The sequence below is a fragment of the Pseudomonas sp. HOU2 genome, from assembly GCF_040729435.1.
GTDB lineage: Bacteria > Pseudomonadota > Gammaproteobacteria > Pseudomonadales > Pseudomonadaceae > Aquipseudomonas.
In genome coordinates, this window is the sequence record NZ_CP160398.1 from 2,927,535 (window position 1) to 2,945,107 (window position 17,573).

Below are 17,573 nucleotides of genomic sequence, written 5' to 3' on the forward strand. Positions count from 1 at the left end.
GACAGAATGTGAAAAAAACGGCAAATGGCGGGATTGTCGTGCGGCTTTGCGAGCCGCGACACAGAGCCAATGCAGGAGCGGCACTTGTGGCGAGGGAGCTTGCTCCCGCTAGGGCGCGAAGCGACCCTGCTTTTCACTTCAAAAAGCAGGGGCCTGCTGCGCAGTCCAGCGGGGGCAAGCTCCCTCGCCACAGTTGCTGTGTATCGGATGCGTTCGGTCAGCGCACGCTGCTGCTGAAGCTGCTCGCGCCAACCAGTTCCAGCACGATGTCGTCGCCGACGTTCAGCGGGCCGACGCCCACTGGCGTGCCGGTGAGGATCACGTCGCCGGCCTGCAGCGAGAAGCAGCCGGCCATGTGCTGGATCATCGGCACGATCGGGTTGAGCATGGCGCTGCTGTTGCCGTCCTGGCGCACTTCACCGTTGATGGTCAGGCGAATGCCGATGTCGGTCAGGTCAGGGAAAGTGCTGCCGACCACGAACGGGGCAATCACCGCGGCGCCGTCGAACGACTTGGCGATTTCCCATGGCAGGCCCTTGGACTTGAGTTCGGCCTGCTTGTCGCGCAGGGTCAGGTCCAGCGCCGGGGCGAAACCGGAGATCGCATCCAGCACTTCTTCGCGGCTCGGTTTGGTCGACAGTGGCTTGCCGATCAACACGGCGATTTCCGCTTCGTAGTGCACCGAACCGCGCTCGGTCGGGATGCTGAAACCGCCCTCGAGCGGCACCACGCAACTGCCCGGCTTGATGAACAGCAACGGTTCGGTAGGAACCGGATTGTCCAGTTCCTTGGCGTGTTCGGCGTAATTACGCCCGATGCATACCACCTTCCCGATCGGGAAGTGGATGCGCGTGCCGTCGACATACTGGTGCTGATAGCTCATTTACCGACTCCTGCCTTCATTGATTCAGGGGATTGCCAATCAAACCGCGAAGATCTTGCCCGGGTTCATGATGCCATTCGGGTCGAACACCGCTTTGACCGCTTTCATGTACTCGATTTCGACCGGCGAACGGCTGTACGTCAAGTAGTCGCGCTTGGTCATGCCCACGCCGTGTTCGGCGGAAATCGAACCGTTGTACCTCTCGACGGTTTCGAACACCCATTTGTTGACGGTCGCGCACTTGGCGAAGAACTCGTCCTTGCTCAGGTTATCCGGCTTGAGAATGTTCAGGTGCAGGTTGCCGTCGCCAATGTGGCCGAACCAGACGATTTCGAAGTCCGGGTAGTATTCGCCGACGATCGCATCGATTTCCTGCAAGAACGCTGGCACTTTCGACACGGTGACCGAAATGTCGTTCTTGTACGGCGTCCAGTGCGAGATGGTCTCGGAGATGTACTCGCGCAGCTTCCACAGGTTCTGCAACTGGGTTTCGCTCTGGCTCATTACACCGTCCAGCACCCAGCCCTGCTCGACGCAGTGTTCGAAAGTTTCCAGCGCCGTGTTGGCCACTGCTTCGCTGGTCGCCTCGAATTCCAGCAGCGCGTAGAACGGACACTCGGTCTCGAACGGTGCCGGCACATCGCCACGGCCCAGCACTTTGGCCAGCGCCTTGTCGGAGAAGAATTCGAACGCAGTCAGGTCGAGCTTGCCCTGGAACGCATGCAGCACCGGCATGATCGAGTCGAAGTCGGCGGTGCCGAGGACCATCGCGGTGAGGTTTTTCGGCGCGCGATCCAGACGCATGGTCGCTTCAACCACAAACCCGAGGGTGCCTTCGGCGCCGATGAACAACTGGCGCAGATCGTAGCCGGTGGCGTTCTTGATCAGGTCTTTGTTCAGCTCCAGCACATCGCCCTTACCGGTGACCACTTTCAGGCCGGCGACCCAGTTGCGGGTCATGCCGTAGCGAATCACCTTGATCCCGCCGGCATTGGTGCCGATATTGCCGCCAATCTGGCTGGAACCAGCGGAGGCGAAGTCAACCGGATAATACAAGCCGTTCTCTTCGGCGACGTTCTGCAAGTGTTCGGTGACCACGCCCGGCTGACACACGGCGGTGCGATCGGTGAGGTTCACGTCGAGAATCTGGTTCATGTAGTCGAACGACACCACCACTTCGCCATTCGCGGCGACGGCGGCGGCGGACAGCCCGGTGCGTCCGCCGGATGGCACCAACGCCACTTTGTGGGTATTGGCCCAACGGACAATGGCCTGCACCTGTTCGATGGTCTTGGGAAACACGATGGCGCACGGCGCGGGCGCGAAGTGCTTGGTCCAATCCTTGCCGTACGCGTTCAGGGAGTCGGCGTCGGTCAGGACCTTGCCAGGCTCGACCAGGGTCTTCAGTTCATCAATCAGGGCAGGATTGGTCATCGACAGAACTCTCGAACAATTCATGGTCATCCTGAGAACGCTTCACGTCGCAGGAATGAGTGATTAGCGGGGCGGCTATGCTAGCATACCGACCCCGCAGACCAGTGCCCAAGGCCGGTTCTGCGGTAACGGCTTTCCTGCCGTTTGGGTCAGCTCCAGGCTGCTCCCCTCCCTGCCATTTTTCTCCGGGATACAGGTTTACGCAGATGAGCAAGACTTCTCTCGATAAGAGCAAGATCAAGTTCCTTCTTCTCGAAGGCGTCCACCAATCGGCTGTCGACGTCCTCAAGGCGGCGGGCTACACCAGCATCGAATACCTGACAGGCTCCCTGCCGGAAGCCCAGCTCAAGGAAAAGATCGCTGACGCTCACTTCATCGGCATTCGTTCGCGCACCCAACTGACCGAAGAGATCTTCGATCACGCGAAGAAGCTGGTGGCAGTCGGCTGTTTCTGCATCGGCACCAACCAGGTTGACCTGAGTGCTGCCCGCGAGCGCGGTATCGCCGTGTTCAACGCGCCGTACTCCAACACCCGTTCCGTCGCGGAACTGGTGCTGGCCGAAGCGATCCTGCTGCTGCGCGGCATCCCTGAGAAAAACGCTTCCTGCCACCGTGGCGGCTGGATCAAGTCCGCAGCCAACTCCTTCGAGATTCGTGGCAAGAAACTCGGTATCGTCGGCTACGGCTCGATCGGTACGCAGCTGTCGGTTCTGGCGGAAGGCTTAGGGATGCAGGTGTTCTTCTACGACACCGTGACCAAACTGCCGCTGGGCAACGCAACTCAGGTCGGCAACCTGCACGAGCTGCTGGGCATGTCCGACATCGTCACCCTGCACGTTCCGGAAACCGCCGCGACCCAGTGGATGATCGGCGAGAAGGAAATCCGCGCCATCAAGAAGGGCGGCATCCTGATCAACGCCGCGCGCGGTACCGTGGTCGAGCTGGACGCCCTGGCGGACGCGATCAAGGACAAGCACCTGATCGGCGCGGCCATCGACGTATTCCCGGTGGAGCCACGCTCCAACGACGAAGAGTTCGAAAGCCCGCTGCGTGGCCTGGACAACGTGATCCTGACCCCGCACATCGGTGGCTCGACTGCCGAAGCGCAGGCCAACATCGGTCTGGAAGTGGCGGAAAAACTGGTCAAGTACAGCGACAACGGTACCTCCGTTTCGTCGGTGAACTTCCCGGAAGTGGCCCTGCCGGCTCACCCTGGCAAGCACCGCCTGCTGCACATCCACGAGAACATCCCGGGTGTGATGAGCGAGATCAACAAGGTCTTCGCCGAAAACGGTATCAACATCTCCGGTCAGTTCCTGCAGACCAACGAGAAAGTCGGTTACGTGGTGATCGACGTCGACGCCGAGTACTCGGAGCTGGCACAAGAGAAGCTGCAACACGTCAACGGTACTATCCGTAGCCGCGTGCTGTTCTGATCCGACGCTGAGCGACAAAAAAAGGGAGCCTTCGGGCTCCCTTTTTCATGCGTGCGAAAACGTCATTCGACGTTGACGGTGATCTTCTTCGAGACGATCGGCGGATCGAACGCCATGTGGCCGCTGTCACCCAGTTCCAGTTGCAAGGTGTGCTTGCCCGGGGCCAGTTTGATCGTGGCCTCGGTCTGCGCCTTGCCGAAGTGCATGTGGTTGGCGTCGGTCGGCACGACGGAACCGGCCGGAACGATTTCCTTGGCATCGATCAGCAGGTGATGGTGACCGGTGTTCTTGGTGACGTCACCGGCCGGTGCCAGCGCGACGTCCTTGACCCCGAACTTGACCTTGAACTCCTGAGAAACCGTGGCCCCGTCCTCGGGAGAAACGATGAACACTTCGGCGCCCTTGGGTGCCGGGGTCGCTGCACTGGCCAGCACTGAAACACCCATCAACAGGCCAGCCAAGGCTGCTCGTGACATAAACGTTTTCATTCTCTTCTCCAGTTTTTCCGTAAAATCCGCGCGGTCATGACAACTTCATGACCATTCGTTGTCGAAGGCACTCGACAACCATAGCAAAGCGAGCCTGACTCAGAGCATCGCGATAATGATTTCAAAGGAGTGACCATGCGTTTTCTGCCTGGCCTGATCTGCCTGCTACCCCTTTTGAGCCCTCTGGCTCACGCCGAACTGATTGATGACGTCAACGACCGTGGCGAGTTGCGCATAGCCCTTGAGGCTAATACACCGCCCTTCAATTTCAAGGATGGCGACACACTCACGGGGTTCGAGGTCGAGCTTGGGCAACTGCTGGCCAACGAGCTGGATGTGCGCGCCGACTTTATCGTCACCGACGAAGCCGACCTGCTCCAGGGCGTTGAAAGCGGCAAGTACGACGTCGCGCTCAACCACATAGCACTGACACCTGAACTCAAGGATCGTTTCGACGTCAGCGAGTCTTACGGCAAGGTCGATTCGCAGCTATGGGCGAAGAAAGATGAGCAACCACGGCCGATGGTGCTGGTCCAGGCGCTGACCGAGGAGAAACCGAAGGCGACCCCGGTGGAGTTGGCGATTCCGTTTCAGAAGGGTAATCCGGCGTTTCAGGCGAGCCTTGCGGGTGCGTTGCAGCGGATCAAAGCGGATGGGCGCTTGGCGGCATTGTCCGCGAAGTGGTTCACCGAACCGTAGGAGCTGCCGCAGGCTGCGATCTTTTGATCTTGATTTTGAAGATCAAGAGATCGCAGCCTCGTTTCACTCGACAGCTCCTACAGACGGTCTGCAGTGGGCTTTTAGTCGAGTGGGGGCAGGGCCATTGCGGCCTGCGGCAGTTCGAGTTCACTGAAGACTTGAACCCCATGGCGTTTGAGCAGCGCAGCCGTCACACCCTCTCCCGAGACCTTCACCCCACTGAACGCCCCGTCATAAGTCAGCAAATTCCCGCAGGAAGGACTGTTGGCCTTAAGCACCGCGACGCGGATACCGTGCTCCTGCACCAGCGCCAGCGCCTGCCGCGCGCCGTCGAGAAACTGCGCGCTGACGTCCTCGCCCTCGGTGGTGATCACCGCCGCGTTGCCATCGAGCACTTCGGCGCCCTGCCCGCCGGGGATTTCCGCCGCTGCCCGTGGAGTCGGCAGCCCACCGGCGACTTCCGGGCACAGCGGCACCACACGCCCTTCGGCGATCCACTGTTCGAGCAGATTGTATGGCCCGCTGGCCCCGCCGTCGTAGCGCACCCGGTGGCCCAACAGGCAGCGGCTGACCAGAATCTTCTGCATATCAGAACGGCTCGTTGCCACGGCGGCGGAACCAGCCCGTCAACGACAGGCGTTCGCGGTGCGCCGGCAGCACTTCATGGGGTACCTCACCGGAGAGGAACACCACCAGACAGCCGCCAGTGGGTTGCACATCGTGGACCCGCTCTTCGTCCAGATACATGCGCAACTGACCGCCGTCTTCCGGCAGCCACGCGTCATTGAGGTAGACCACCGCCGAGACCATACGCCGGTCATCATCGCGGAAACGGTCAACGTGCTTGCGGTAAAACGCGCCCGGCGGATACAGGGCGAAGTGGCATTCGAAATCCTCCAGCCCCAGGAACAAGCCGCGATTGAGCGCCTCGCGCAGGCTGTCCATCAGGTTCAGATAACGGTCGCTGGCCTCGGCCTGGCCCGGGTCGATCCACTGGATGTGGTCGCCACGAATGCCCTCGCGAATCTCCGAAAACGGCCCACGACCCACCGCCGCCGGCGCCAGTTCACCCTCGGCCTCACGTTTGCGGCACTCGGCCGCCAGCTCACGGGTCAAACCCGCGGGCAGGAAAATGTTCTGCTGCGACCAGCCATGCTCGGCCAGGTCGTCGACGATGCGTAACAGCAGCGGGTGTTCGGAGGATATTTGCATGGCGCGCATAGTATGCCGGCGGCAAGAAATCCGACAGAGCCACGCAGCGGCTGGCTACGAATTCTCGACAAGTACCGGCACCGCACGGAGAATAGTCCGCTGCTGACAGGAGTCCCTATGCGCCGTTTGCTTTTTTCACTGTTGATGTTTTGTGTTTTGCCCGCCTGGGCGGACGGCCACGATCAGTTGTACAAGATCGCCGGCTGGCCAGATCAACGTGCGCATTTCAATGATGCCCTGAGTGCCGCGCAGCAGCGCTACCAGAACAACCTGCCACCGGCGGTGTTTCAAGCCCTGGTCAACAACAGCAACCAGCGCTTCGCCCCCCAGGCCATGGATCAGCGTGCCGAAGCGCAATTGCGCCAGCACCTTGCCGATCCACAACCGGCACTGACCTTTTTTCAATCGCCATTGGGCGAGAAAATCGTCGCCGCTGAATTGCTCGCCACCCGTCGCGATCAACTGGCGAAAAACGCCAAGGGCCTGCCGAAGATGCAGGCCAGCGACAGCCGCCTGCTGATCATCGGCCATCTGGCCCAGGCGCTGCCCGCCCGCGAGGCCGGTGCCGAGGTCAGCCTGGCGATTGCCGGCGTGGCGGCGGACAGTTTGAGTTCGATGATTCCCGGCCTGCTCGGCGGCGGTCAGGCGCAAGGCATGTTGAACGGCCAGCGCCAGCGCCTGATGGACCAGATCGGCGCCGATTTGAACAACACGCTGCTCTACGTTTATCGCGATCTGTCGGATGACGAACTGGAGCAGTTCGCGACCTTTGCCGAATCCACCGAGGGCAAGGCGTATTACCAGGCGGCGCTGGCGGCGATTCGGGCGGGGCTGGCGGTGGGGCAAAGCTCCTCGAACCTTGGCCAGTAAGCTTTATCGCCTTTCAGACCGCCATCGCTGGCAAGCCAGCTCCCACAAGGATTTTCATCAAATACAGAGTTTGTGAACGCCGGAAAACCTGTGGGAGCTGGCTTGCCAGCGATGTGGCCAGCAAATCCCCTAAAGATTCCGCCCCCTGATCCGCTTGTTCAGAAACTCGAAATACTCCTCGCGCATCTCCAGCGTCTCGTTCGCCAGATGATGCCGCGCCTCCGGCAGCAGCAGAATCTGCGGCCGGTCGAACTTCCACTTCAGCACCTGCAAGTTGTGCTGCCAGTCCACGGTCATGTCTGCCTGCCCCTGAATGATCAGCGGCCGTCGCGGACTTTTCTTCGCGTGTTCGACCCGGATGATCCAGCGCGACAGCGCACCGACCCATGCGGTCGGCAAGCGTTTGGGCTGTAACGGATCAGCTTGCAGAAACGGCAGGAAATCGGGGTCGTTGGAGTTCTCGCTGAAGCGCCGGGTGACGCCCCGCACGAAAGGCCTCAGCAAATAATAACTGAGCTGCGACCAACCCCAGGCACGCGGACGCACCAGCGGCGCCAGCAGAATCAGCTGGCCCTGCGCCGGACTGTTCTCGCCATGATTAAGCACATGATCGACGACAATCGCGCCGCCGGTGCTTTGTCCGCACAGGTGCCAGGGCTGCGGCAGGGCGATCGAACTGGCTTCAGCGAACAACGCCTGCAAGGTGTCCTGATATTCGGAGAAGTCGCGAATGCTCGCCCGCGCTCCGCTCGACAGGCCATGGCCCGGCAAGTCGCAGGCGATGACGGCAAAATCCTGATCCAGCGCCCACTCGATCACATGCCGATACAGCCCGGTGTGATCGTAAAAACCGTGCAGCAGAAACAGCGTGCCCTTGACCTTTTCCGGCCACCAGCAATGGCTGACCAGTTCATAACCATCGACTTCGAACCGGCCCATGCCGCGCCAGACATCGCGCTCGGGGAAGTCGGTCTGATAGAACCGCTGATACGCCTTCGCCTCGTCCGACAACGGCTGCCATTGGGCCAAAGGCTTGAGGCTGGCGCGTAAATGATCGGCATCGAAAGTGTCAGGCATGCGGGTATTCCAAAGCGGTAAACAGACTTTATCGGCCTGCGATATTCATCTGTTGCGACAAGCATGGCAAGCTAGCCCACCTTCGAGGACCCAAAAACCATGCGCTCGCCCTACCGCACCGCACTGTTTGCCAGCCTGCTCGCGCTTGTGTGTGCCGGGGTGCTGTGGGCGGCGTACGACTGGTTTCAGGGGCGTTATCTGCGCGCGTTCAGCCAGCACACGGCGGTGTTTTCCGGCGATCCGTTGCGCTTGCCGGATGAGCTGGCCGGCCCCGGCAAAATCCGCCTCGTGCACTTCTGGGACCCGGCCTGCCCATGCAACGTCGGCAATCAACAGCACCTGACGGAAATGGTCGAACAGTTCGGCCCGCGCGGTGTGGAATTCTTCGCCGTGCAGCGCGCCGGCAGCCACGGCCAGTTGCCCGCCACCCTGAGCAATCTGAAAACCATCACGGTATTGCCCGGCTCCGAGCAGATCCCCGCCAGCCCCGCCGTGGCGATCTGGGACCACAGCGGCAAACTGGCGTACTTCGGGCCGTACAGCGAAGGGCTGACCTGCAATTCCAGCAACAGTTTTATCGAACCGATCCTCAATGCCCTGACCGATGATCGCCCGGTCAACGCCACGCACACCCTGGCGGTCGGTTGTTATTGCCCGTGGCCGGTGGTGGCGCAGTAAGGCATTCCGGACTTTTCGAGGACAGCGATGCACGGCACGGAAGGTCTGTGCTAATTGTTTGCAGCCCGACGGGCGGCAATCCCGCATGCACAAGGAGTCACCATGAAACGCGTCTTCACCGTTCTTGCCTTGCTCATCGTTGTCCTGCTCGCCGGCGTCGGCGGGTACGTCTATAGCAAGCAACCGACGCGTCAGGGCCAGGTGGAGCTGCGCAGTCTGCAGGGTTCGGTGACCGTGCGTTACGACGAACGCGGGGTGCCGCATATTCGTGCCGAGAACGAAACCGATCTTTATCGCGCCCTCGGCTACGTGCACGCTCAAGACCGGTTGTTCCAGATGGAAGCCATGCGCCGCCTCGCACGCGGCGAGCTGGCCGAAGTGCTCGGGCCGAAGCTGCTCGACACCGACAAACTATTCCGCAGCCTGCGCATCCGTGAGCGCGCTGCCAGCTATGTCGCCAGCCTCGATAAGCAGTCACCGGCGTGGAAGGCCCTGCAAGCCTATCTGGACGGCATCAATCAGTATCAGGACAGCCACGCCGCGCCGATCGAGTTCGACGTGCTGGGCATCCCCAAGCGGCCGTTCACCGCCGAAGACAGCATCAGCGTCGCCGGTTACATGGCCTACAGCTTTGCCGCCGCGTTTCGCACCGAGCCGTTGCTGACCTACGTGCGCGATCAACTCGGCGCCGATTACCTCAACGTCTTCGACCTCGACTGGCAGCCCAAGGGCGTGCTTGCCAAAGGTCACGCCAAAAAGACGCCGGCCCTCGCCGCCGGCGACTGGCAAGACCTCAACGCCCTCGCCCGCCTCAGCGAGCAGGCGCTGATTGAAAACGGCCTGCCGCAATTCGAAGGCAGCAACGCCTGGGTGATCGCCGGCAGTCGCAGCCAGAGCGGCAAACCGCTGCTGGCCGGTGACCCGCACATTCGTTTCTCGGTGCCGTCGGTGTGGTACGAGGCGCAACTGTCGGCGCCGGGGTTTGAGTTGTACGGCCATCACCAGGCGCTGGTGCCGTTCGCGTTCCTGGGGCACAACCTGGATTTCGGCTGGAGCCTGACCATGTTCCAAAACGACGATCTGGATCTGATCGCCGAGAAGGTCAACCCGGATAACCCGAATCAGGTCTGGTACCACGGCCAGTGGACCGATCTGGTCAGCACCGAGCAGCAGATCGCGGTGAAGGGCCAGGCAGCGGTGACGCTGACCCTGCGCCAGTCGCCCCACGGCCCGATCGTCAACGACGCCCTCGGCACCGCTGCCGGGAAAACACCGATCGCCATGTGGTGGGCGTTCCTCGAAACACCGAACCCGATTCTCGAAGGTTTCTACCAGCTCAACCGCGCCGATACCCTGGCCAAGGCCCGCGCCGCGGCGGCCAAGGTGCAGGCGCCGGGGCTGAACATCGTCTACGCCAACGCCAAGGGCGACATCGCCTGGTGGGCCTCGGCGCTGTTGCCCAAGCGCCCGGCCGGGGTCAAGCCGGAGTTCATTCTCGACGGCAGCGGCAATCAGGCGGACAAGGACGGTTATTACCCGTTCAGCGCCAACCCGCAGGAAGAAAATCCGCCGCGCGGCTACATCGTCTCGGCCAACTTCCAGCCGCTGTCACCGACCGGGATGGAGATTCCCGGCTACTACAACCTCGCCGATCGCGGTCAGCAGCTCAATCGCCAGCTCAGCGACAAGAACGTGAAATGGAGCAACGAGGCCAACCAGAAGCTGCAACTGGGCACCACCACCGCCTACGGCCCGCGCACCCTGGCGCCGCTGCTGCCGGTGCTGCGAGAAGTGGTGAGCGATCCGGCGCAGCTGAAACTGGTCGAGCAACTGGCACAGTGGCAAGGCGACTATCCGCTGGATTCGGTCAACGCCACAGTGTTCAACCAGTTCCTCTACGACCTCGCCGATGCGGCGATGCGTGATGAGCTGGGCAACGATTTCTTCGAAACGCTGCTGTCGACCCGGGTGATCGATGCAGCCCTGCCGCGCCTGGCGGCGAACGCGGATTCGCCCTGGTGGGACAACCGCAACACGCCGAACAAGGAAACCCGTGCCGACATCGTCAAAGCGGCATGGCAGACGAGCATGGCGCACCTGAAACAGAGCCTCGGCGACAATCCGTCGGACTGGCAATGGGGTACGGCGCACACCCTGACCCATGGCCATCCACTGGGACAACAGAAGCCACTGGACCGCATCGTCAACGTCGGGCCGTTCGCCGCGCCGGGCAGTCATGAAGTGCCGAACAACCTCTCGGCCAAGCTCGGTCCGGCGCCATGGCCGGTGACCTATGGGCCTTCGACGCGGCGTCTGGTGTATTTCGCCGACCCGGCGCACAGCCTGACCATCAACCCGGTCGGCCAGAGCGGCGTGCCGTTCGACAGCCACTATGATGATCAGGCCGAAGAGTACGTCGAGGGGATGTATGTGCAGGCACACTTCAGCGAGGAAGAGGTGACGGCCAATACCCGCAGTACGTTGAAGCTGTTGCCGGCAAGGGCTGCCCAATAAATTTGTGCAGGCTTGCCAGCGATGGGGTCCTTAAGAACGCAAGAGACCTTCAGAGCAGCCCAGCAAAATTCAGCCGAAACTGCTGCGGCGTCACCCCCAACCGGCGATTGAACACACTGCGCATGTGCTGCGCATCGCGAAACCCGCACTGATAGGCCACGGTCTTCAGCGGTACCGTGGTGCTTTCCAGCAGCACCCGCGCCGCATCCACCCGCGCACTTTCGACGAACTCCGCCGGGGTGACCCTTGCCTCGCGGGCGAACACCCTTGAGAAATTGCGCGCACTCATGTTCGCCGCATTCGCCAGATCGGCAATCGTCAAATCCCCGGTGAGGTTGGCCAGCACATACAACTGCACCATGGCCACCGCCGAGGTCGGCTCCGCATGCGGCGTGAGGAACGGACTGAACTGCGACTGCCCGCCCGAACGCTGGGTGAACACCACCAGCCGCTTGGCCACACTCAGCGCCACCTCGGCGCCGTGATCACGGGCCAACAGGTACAGCGACAGATCAATCCCGGCGGTGACCCCGGCCGAGGTGTAGAGCGCACCGTCCTCGACATACAGGCGATCGGCCTCGACTTGGGTCGATGGACACAACTGTGCCAAGGCTTCGGCATCGTTCCAGTGGGTGGTCACCGTGCGTCCTTCCAGCAGTCCCGCCCGCGCCAGCATGAACGCGCCGTTGCAGATCGAGCCGAAGCGCCGCGCACGGGCGCAGGCCTCACGCAGCCATGTGTCGAAAGGCTTGCCGAAATCCATGAACGGCAACTGCGGGCCGCCGGCGACGAGCAACAAGTCATAAGCAGCCGGCGCTTCGCTGAAATGCCGGTGTGCGCTGAGGTTCAGGCCATTGGAGCAAGCCATCGCCCCACGTTCGAGGCCAATCACCTCCAGCCGATAGTGATCCTCAGGCGGCAGAAAACGATTGGCCTCGGCAAACACATCCATCGGCCCGCTGACATCCAGCGCCTGCACGCCGGGGAACACCACGATGGCGATGGTTTTGTTCATAAGCCTCCAGGCAATCATTGTGGCGAGGGAGCTTGCTCCCGCTGGGCTGCGAAGCAGTCCCAATACCATTCAACCGGATTATGTCAGTCAAAACGCGGACGTCGGTTTACGACTGCTGCGCAGCCGAGCGGGACGGTGCGACGATTCGACAAGCTCCCTCGCAACAACTGGACCGCACTCTGTCGTGTAAGGTGAGTTGGCACGATTTGCAGGTCGATTGGCAAGGATCGCAGCCATGCGTTGATTGTCCGTTTAGTGCCTTGGGGAACAGACTTCGTCCATCAGCGCCACGACGGCGTTTTCGATGAGGATACCTTCATGAGCACGACCATTGCCGGCATCAAGATCCCCGACAGCGCCCTCGCCCGGGCCACCACCGAGTACATTCGCGACATTGAATCCGACCTGCTCTACCACCATTCGCGCCGGGTGTTTCTGTTCGGCGCATTGAGCGGTGAGCGCCGGCAACTGGCCTATAACCCGGAGCTGCTGTACGTCGGCGCGATGTTCCATGACCTCGGGCTGGTCGAAGGCTATCGCAGCGCCGACGAGCGTTTCGAAGTGGATGGCGCCAACGCGGCAGCGGCATTTCTCAAGCCGTACGGTCTGAGCGATGACGATATCGAGCAGGTGTGGCTGTCGATTGCCCTGCACACCACGCCGGGGGTGCCGAAGCATTTGCGGCCGACCGTGGCGCTGGTCACCGCCGGGGTTGAGATGGACGTGCTGGGCATGGATTACGCGGCATTCAGCAGCACCCAGCGCGAGGCGGTGGTGCATGCGCATCCACGCGGAGAAGGTTTCAAGGAGTGCATCATCTGCGCGTTTGCCGACGGCTTGCGCCATCGTCCGCAGACCACGTTCGGCAACGTGAAGACCGATGTGCTGGTGGATCAGGAGCCGGGGTTCAAACCGATGAACTTTGTTGAGGTCATCCGCCAATCTCCCTGGATTTCCTGAGCTCCAAAAGCAAAAGATCGCAGCCTGCGGCAGCTCCTACAGTGGAATGCGATCCCTGTAGGAGCTGCCGCAGGCTGCGATCTTTTTGCCTGTCAGGCCGCTTCCGGCGCAGGCGCGCGGCGCACGTCCGGTTGCTTCCACGAATCGGCGGCGCCTTCTTCGATGGCTTGCTGGATGGCTTTCTTGCGCGCTTCTTCGGCACGGCGGCTGAAGAACCACACCATGAACGTCACGATCGACACCGCCAGCAGAATCAGACTGGCCACCGCGTTGATCTCAGGCTTCACGCCCAGACGCACCGCCGAGAACACTTCCATCGGCAGCGTGGTCGAGCCCGGCCCGGAAACGAAGCTCGCCAGTACCAGGTCATCCAGCGACAGAGCGAACGACATCATGCCGCCCGCTGCCAGCGACGGCGCGATCATCGGGATGGTGATCAGGAAGAACACCTTCCACGGCCGCGCACCCAGATCCATCGCCGCTTCTTCGATCGACAGGTCCAGCTCACGCAGACGCGCCGACACCACCACCGCCACATACGCCGCACAGAACGTCGTGTGGGCGATCCAGATGGTGACGATGCCGCGCTCCTGCGGCCAGCCGATCATCTGCGCCATGGCCACGAACAGCAGCAATAGCGACAGACCGGTGATCACTTCCGGCATCACCAATGGCGCGGTGACCAGGCCACCGAACAGCGTGCGGCCCTTGAAGTGGGTGATGCGGGTCAGCACGAAGGCTGCCAGCGTACCCAGCGCCACCGCCGCAACCGCGGTGTAGCAGGCGATCTCCAGCGAACGCACCACCGAACCCATCAACTGGGTATTGTCGAGCAGGCCGACGTACCACTTGATCGACCAGCCGCCCCACACGGTCACCAGTTTCGAGGCGTTGAACGAGTAGATCACCAGGATCAGCATCGGCAGGTAGATGAACAACAGACCCAGTACCAGCATCAGGCTGGAGAAACGGATGCGTTTCATTCTTTGCCCTCCATTTCCTTGGCCTGACTGCGGTTGAACAGGATGATCGGCACAATCAGGATCGCCAGCATCACCACCGCCAGGGCGGACGCCACCGGCCAGTCACGGTTGTTGAAGAACTCTTGCCAGAGCACTTTACCGATCATCAGGGTTTCCGGGCCGCCAAGCAGTTCCGGGATCACGAACTCGCCGACCACCGGGATGAACACCAGCATGCAGCCGGCAATGATTCCGTTCTTGGACAGCGGAATGGTGATTTTCCAGAAGCTGTTGAAAGTGCTCGAACCGAGGTCGGAAGCGGCTTCCAGCAGGCTCTGATCGTGCTTCACCAGGTTGGCGTACAGCGGCAGGATCATGAACGGCAGGTACGAATAAACCACACCGATATAGACCGCCAGGTTGGTGTTGAGGATCTGCAGCGGCTCGTCGATAAAGCCCATGCTCATCAGGAAACCGTTGAGCAGACCGTTGTTGCTGAGAATGCCCATCCACGCATACACACGGATCAGGATCGCAGTCCAGGTCGGCATCATGATCAGCAGCACCAGCACCGTCTGCAGCTCTTTGCGCGCACTGGCGATGGCGTAGGCCATCGGGTAGCCGATCAGCAGGCACAGCAGCGTGCTGAAGAACGCCATCTTCAGCGAGCCCAGATAGGCGGCGATGTACAACTCGTCGTCGCCGAGCATCGCGTAGTTGCCGAGGTTCAGCAGCAGTTGCAGCTTCTGCTCGGCGAAGGTGTAGATCTCGGTGTACGGCGGGATGGCCACGTCGGCTTCAGCGAAGCTGATCTTCAAAACGATGAAAAACGGCAGCATGAAGAACAGGAACAGCCAGATGAACGGAACCCCGATGACCAGCTGCCGGCCATTGGGAATTATTCGGTTGAGCCGTCGTTTGAACTTGCGCATGTTCATGAGCGAAGTACCACGCCGCTGTCGTCTTCCCACCACACGTAAACCTGATCGCCCCAGGTCGGACGCTGGCCGCGACGTTCGGCGTTGGCAACGAACGACTGCACCAGCTTGCCGCTCGGCAATTCGACGTAGAACACCGAGTGCCCGCCGAGGTAGGCGATGTCGTGCACCTTGCCGCTCGACCAGTTGTATTCGCAGGTCGGCATTTCGGCGGTGACCAGCAGCTTCTCCGGACGAATCGCGTAGGTTACCGATTTGTCCTGTACCGAGGTGCTGATGCCGTGGCCGACGTAGATCTGCCGGTCGAGGTCCTTGCAGGTGATGGTCGCGTGGCCTTCGGCGTCGTCGATCACTTCGCCTTCGAAGATGTTCACGTTGCCGATGAATTCGCAGACCAGACGGCTGGTCGGGGTTTCGTAGATGTCGATCGGGCTGCCGATCTGAGCGATCCAGCCCAGGTGCATGATCGCGATGCGCTCGGCCATGGTCATGGCCTCTTCCTGGTCGTGGGTCACCATCACGCAGGTCACGCCCACACGCTCGATGATTTCCACCAGCTCCAGCTGCATCTGCGAACGCAGTTTCTTGTCCAGTGCGCCCATCGGCTCGTCGAGCAGCAGCAGCTTCGGCCGCTTGGCCAACGAGCGAGCGAGGGCCACACGCTGCCGCTGACCGCCGGACAGTTGATGCGGCTTGCGCTTGGCGTACTGGCTCATTTGCACCAGTTTGAGCATCTCGGCCACGCGCGCATCGATCTCGGCGTTGGGGATCTTGTCCTGCTTGAGGCCGAAGGCGATGTTCTGCGCCACGGTCATGTGCGGGAACAAGGCGTACGACTGGAACATCATGTTGATCGGTCGCTCGTACGGCGGCATGTCGGTGATGTCGACGCCGTCGAGGAAAATGCGCCCCTCCGTGGGCCGTTCGAACCCTGCCAGCATCCGCAGCAGCGTGGATTTGCCCGATCCCGAACCGCCGAGCAGGGCGAAGATCTCGCCCTTCTTGATTTCCAGGGACACATCGTCCACGGCAATCGTCTCGTCGAACTTCTTCGTGACCCGGTCGATTTTGACCAACACCTGTTTAGGTGTCTGGTCGCCCTCGAGGGCTTTCTTATAGGCGCCGGAGGCAACTGCCATTTACGAAACTCCCAGAAAAAAACAGTGCAGTTCGCCCTACGCGGACGAACCCAGGATAGTTTGTGCCTTACTTGCCCGACTTGACCTTGGTCCAGCTACGGGTCATCAAACGCTGAATATTGGGTGGCAACTCGACCGACACGTAGGTCTTGTCGAGGACTGCCTGCGGTGGATAAACCGCTTCATCGGTGCGGATGGACTGTTCCATCAGCTTGTCCGACCCCGGGTTGGGGTTGGCGTAACCGACGTAATCACTGACCTGGGCGATCACCTCAGGTTTCAGCAAATAGTTGATGAAGGCGTGGGCCTCTTTGACGTTGGACGAGTCCTTCGGAATCGCCAGCATGTCGAACCACAGCGCGCCGCCCTCTTTCGGAATCGAGTAGGCGATGGTCACGCCCTTCTTGGCTTCTTCGGCACGGTGTTTGGCCTGGAAGATATCGCCGGAGAAACCGATGGCCACGCAAATATCGCCGTTGGCCAGATCACCGATGTATTTCGAAGAGTGGAAGTAGGTCACGTACGGGCGCACGGCCAGCAGTTTGTCAGTGGCCTTGGCGTAGTCCTTCGGATTGGTGCTGTTGGCGTTCAGGCCCATGTAGTTGAGCACGGTCGGCATCATTTCATCGGCCGAATCGAGGAACGCTACGCCGCAACTGTGCAGCTTCTTGATGTTCTCCGGTTCGAACAGCACGCTCCAGGAGTCGATCTTGTCGATGCCGAGCACCGCTTTGACTTTCTCGACGTTGTAGCCGATGCCGTTGGTGCCCCACAGGTACGGCACGGCGTACTGGTTGCCCGGGTCGTTCTGCTCCAGACGCTTGAGCAGCACCGGGTCGAGATTCGAGTAGTTCGGCAACTGCGACCTGTCGAGCTTCTGGAACGCGCCCGCCTTGATCTGCTTGCCGAGGAAATGGTTCGACGGCACGACCACGTCGTAACCGGTACGCCCGGCCAGCAGCTTGCCTTCCAGGGTTTCGTTGGAGTCGAACACGTCGTACACCGGTTTGATCCCGGTGGCTTTTTCGAAGTCGGCCAGGGTGGTCTCGCCGATGTAATCCGACCAGTTATAAATATGCACCGTACCGGCGGCCTGGGCTCCGACAGCGATCGTCAGGCCGGCAGTGGCCAGCAGGGCTTTGCGCAAAGAAGAAAAAATAGGCAAGTGGAGGTCCTCTAAATTAGTTGGGCCCAAGTTGCCCCGCGTTACATGACAGCCATGGCTGCCCGGCAACCAAACCGGCGCGCAACTTACCCTCGAAAAACCG

At 61.1% G+C, this 17,573-nt stretch carries 17 protein-coding genes; 6 read left to right on the forward strand and 11 right to left on the reverse strand.

Annotation, left to right across the window (positions count from 1 at the left end):
- Positions 1 to 217: 217 nt before the first annotated feature.
- Both ABV589_RS13225 and ABV589_RS13230 read right to left on the reverse strand, forming a co-directional pair.
- Positions 218 to 883 (reverse strand): fumarylacetoacetate hydrolase family protein, encoded by a 666-nt coding sequence (locus tag ABV589_RS13225; RefSeq protein WP_027610530.1) that lies wholly within the window; start codon positions 881 to 883, stop codon positions 218 to 220.
- A gap of 39 nt (positions 884 to 922) precedes the next feature.
- Complete coding sequence (locus tag ABV589_RS13230) at positions 923 to 2,317, reverse strand: FAD-binding oxidoreductase (protein WP_367086113.1); 1,395 nt, start codon at positions 2,315 to 2,317, stop codon at positions 923 to 925.
- 206 nt (positions 2,318 to 2,523) lie between these two features.
- Between ABV589_RS13230 and serA the strand changes: the two genes are divergently transcribed.
- Entirely contained in the window at positions 2,524 to 3,753 is a 1,230-nt protein-coding gene (gene serA / locus ABV589_RS13235; protein ID WP_025112046.1) for a phosphoglycerate dehydrogenase, read from the forward strand.
- 62 nt (positions 3,754 to 3,815) lie between these two features.
- Here serA and ABV589_RS13240 read toward each other — a convergent pair whose 3' ends face one another.
- Entirely contained in the window at positions 3,816 to 4,241 is a 426-nt protein-coding gene (locus tag ABV589_RS13240; protein WP_027610528.1) for a DUF4399 domain-containing protein, read from the reverse strand.
- A gap of 135 nt (positions 4,242 to 4,376) precedes the next feature.
- On the opposite strand from ABV589_RS13240, the gene ABV589_RS13245 reads away from it, so the two are divergent.
- Positions 4,377 to 4,940 (forward strand): transporter substrate-binding domain-containing protein, encoded by a 564-nt coding sequence (locus tag ABV589_RS13245; protein WP_367086114.1) that lies wholly within the window; start codon positions 4,377 to 4,379, stop codon positions 4,938 to 4,940.
- Between the two features lie 101 nt (positions 4,941 to 5,041).
- Here the strand turns inward: ABV589_RS13245 and ABV589_RS13250 are convergent, their stop codons facing one another.
- Both ABV589_RS13250 and ABV589_RS13255 read right to left on the reverse strand, forming a co-directional pair.
- On the reverse strand, positions 5,042 to 5,527 hold the full coding sequence (locus tag ABV589_RS13250; protein ID WP_367086115.1) for a DUF523 domain-containing protein: 486 nt from the start codon (positions 5,525 to 5,527) through the stop codon (positions 5,042 to 5,044).
- Between the two features lies 1 nt (position 5,528).
- Positions 5,529 to 6,161, reverse strand: coding sequence for a 2OG-Fe(II) oxygenase (locus ABV589_RS13255; protein WP_367086116.1), 633 nt, complete (start codon positions 6,159 to 6,161; stop codon positions 5,529 to 5,531).
- 108 nt (positions 6,162 to 6,269) lie between these two features.
- Here ABV589_RS13255 and ABV589_RS13260 point away from each other — a divergent pair, with 108 nt between their 5' ends.
- A complete protein-coding gene (locus tag ABV589_RS13260; RefSeq protein WP_367086117.1) occupies positions 6,270 to 7,022 on the forward strand; it encodes a DUF2059 domain-containing protein in 753 nt (250 codons plus the stop codon).
- 129 nt (positions 7,023 to 7,151) lie between these two features.
- Here ABV589_RS13260 and ABV589_RS13265 read toward each other — a convergent pair whose 3' ends face one another.
- Entirely contained in the window at positions 7,152 to 8,099 is a 948-nt protein-coding gene (locus ABV589_RS13265) for an alpha/beta hydrolase (protein ID WP_367086118.1), read from the reverse strand.
- Between the two features lie 99 nt (positions 8,100 to 8,198).
- Here ABV589_RS13265 and ABV589_RS13270 point away from each other — a divergent pair, with 99 nt between their 5' ends.
- Together ABV589_RS13270 and ABV589_RS13275 are read left to right on the forward strand one after the other, a co-directional pair.
- Positions 8,199 to 8,777 (forward strand): DUF6436 domain-containing protein, encoded by a 579-nt coding sequence (locus ABV589_RS13270; protein WP_367086119.1) that lies wholly within the window; start codon positions 8,199 to 8,201, stop codon positions 8,775 to 8,777.
- A gap of 102 nt (positions 8,778 to 8,879) precedes the next feature.
- Positions 8,880 to 11,291: a penicillin acylase family protein gene (locus tag ABV589_RS13275; protein WP_367086120.1), complete on the forward strand. Its 2,412-nt coding sequence runs from the start codon at positions 8,880 to 8,882 to the stop codon at positions 11,289 to 11,291.
- A gap of 49 nt (positions 11,292 to 11,340) precedes the next feature.
- Here ABV589_RS13275 and ABV589_RS13280 read toward each other — a convergent pair whose 3' ends face one another.
- Positions 11,341 to 12,306: a GlxA family transcriptional regulator gene (locus ABV589_RS13280; RefSeq protein ID WP_367086121.1), complete on the reverse strand. Its 966-nt coding sequence runs from the start codon at positions 12,304 to 12,306 to the stop codon at positions 11,341 to 11,343.
- Between the two features lie 318 nt (positions 12,307 to 12,624).
- Here ABV589_RS13280 and ABV589_RS13285 point away from each other — a divergent pair, with 318 nt between their 5' ends.
- Positions 12,625 to 13,266: an HD domain-containing protein gene (locus ABV589_RS13285; RefSeq protein ID WP_007968005.1), complete on the forward strand. Its 642-nt coding sequence runs from the start codon at positions 12,625 to 12,627 to the stop codon at positions 13,264 to 13,266.
- A gap of 92 nt (positions 13,267 to 13,358) precedes the next feature.
- Here ABV589_RS13285 and ABV589_RS13290 read toward each other — a convergent pair whose 3' ends face one another.
- The 4 genes from ABV589_RS13290 to ABV589_RS13305 form a co-directional block, all read right to left on the reverse strand.
- The gene (locus tag ABV589_RS13290) at positions 13,359 to 14,249 is read right to left on the reverse strand and encodes an ABC transporter permease subunit (protein WP_027610518.1); all 891 of its coding nucleotides are present in this window, start codon (positions 14,247 to 14,249) and stop codon (positions 13,359 to 13,361) included.
- Positions 14,246 to 15,127 (reverse strand): ABC transporter permease subunit, encoded by an 882-nt coding sequence (locus tag ABV589_RS13295; protein WP_171061891.1) that lies wholly within the window; start codon positions 15,125 to 15,127, stop codon positions 14,246 to 14,248. Before ABV589_RS13295 ends, ABV589_RS13290 begins: the two co-directional genes overlap by 4 nt.
- Before the next feature lie 35 nt (positions 15,128 to 15,162).
- A complete protein-coding gene (gene potA, locus ABV589_RS13300; protein ID WP_003229245.1) occupies positions 15,163 to 16,305 on the reverse strand; it encodes a polyamine ABC transporter ATP-binding protein in 1,143 nt (380 codons plus the stop codon).
- Positions 16,306 to 16,372: 67 nt separating this feature from the next.
- Positions 16,373 to 17,470, reverse strand: a complete 1,098-nt coding sequence (locus ABV589_RS13305; protein ID WP_007967999.1) for a polyamine ABC transporter substrate-binding protein — start codon at positions 17,468 to 17,470, stop codon at positions 16,373 to 16,375.
- Positions 17,471 to 17,573 lie beyond the last annotated feature (103 nt).

Excerpts from the sequence above, each read along its gene's own strand:
- ABV589_RS13225 (WP_027610530.1), bottom strand. The coding sequence starts at position 883 with ATGAGCTATCAGCACCAGTATGTCGACGGCACGCGCATCCACTTCCCG.
- ABV589_RS13230 (WP_367086113.1), bottom strand. The coding sequence starts at position 2,317 with ATGACCAATCCTGCCCTGATTGATGAACTGAAGACCCTGGTCGAGCCT.
- serA (WP_025112046.1), top strand. The coding sequence starts at position 2,524 with ATGAGCAAGACTTCTCTCGATAAGAGCAAGATCAAGTTCCTTCTTCTC.
- ABV589_RS13240 (WP_027610528.1), bottom strand. The coding sequence starts at position 4,241 with ATGAAAACGTTTATGTCACGAGCAGCCTTGGCTGGCCTGTTGATGGGT.
- ABV589_RS13245 (WP_367086114.1), top strand. The coding sequence starts at position 4,377 with ATGCGTTTTCTGCCTGGCCTGATCTGCCTGCTACCCCTTTTGAGCCCT.
- ABV589_RS13250 (WP_367086115.1), bottom strand. The coding sequence starts at position 5,527 with ATGCAGAAGATTCTGGTCAGCCGCTGCCTGTTGGGCCACCGGGTGCGC.
- ABV589_RS13255 (WP_367086116.1), bottom strand. The coding sequence starts at position 6,161 with ATGCGCGCCATGCAAATATCCTCCGAACACCCGCTGCTGTTACGCATC.
- ABV589_RS13260 (WP_367086117.1), top strand. The coding sequence starts at position 6,270 with ATGCGCCGTTTGCTTTTTTCACTGTTGATGTTTTGTGTTTTGCCCGCC.
- ABV589_RS13265 (WP_367086118.1), bottom strand. The coding sequence starts at position 8,099 with ATGCCTGACACTTTCGATGCCGATCATTTACGCGCCAGCCTCAAGCCT.
- ABV589_RS13270 (WP_367086119.1), top strand. The coding sequence starts at position 8,199 with ATGCGCTCGCCCTACCGCACCGCACTGTTTGCCAGCCTGCTCGCGCTT.
- ABV589_RS13275 (WP_367086120.1), top strand. The coding sequence starts at position 8,880 with ATGAAACGCGTCTTCACCGTTCTTGCCTTGCTCATCGTTGTCCTGCTC.
- ABV589_RS13280 (WP_367086121.1), bottom strand. The coding sequence starts at position 12,306 with ATGAACAAAACCATCGCCATCGTGGTGTTCCCCGGCGTGCAGGCGCTG.
- ABV589_RS13285 (WP_007968005.1), top strand. The coding sequence starts at position 12,625 with ATGAGCACGACCATTGCCGGCATCAAGATCCCCGACAGCGCCCTCGCC.
- ABV589_RS13290 (WP_027610518.1), bottom strand. The coding sequence starts at position 14,249 with ATGAAACGCATCCGTTTCTCCAGCCTGATGCTGGTACTGGGTCTGTTG.
- potA (WP_003229245.1), bottom strand. The coding sequence starts at position 16,305 with ATGGCAGTTGCCTCCGGCGCCTATAAGAAAGCCCTCGAGGGCGACCAG.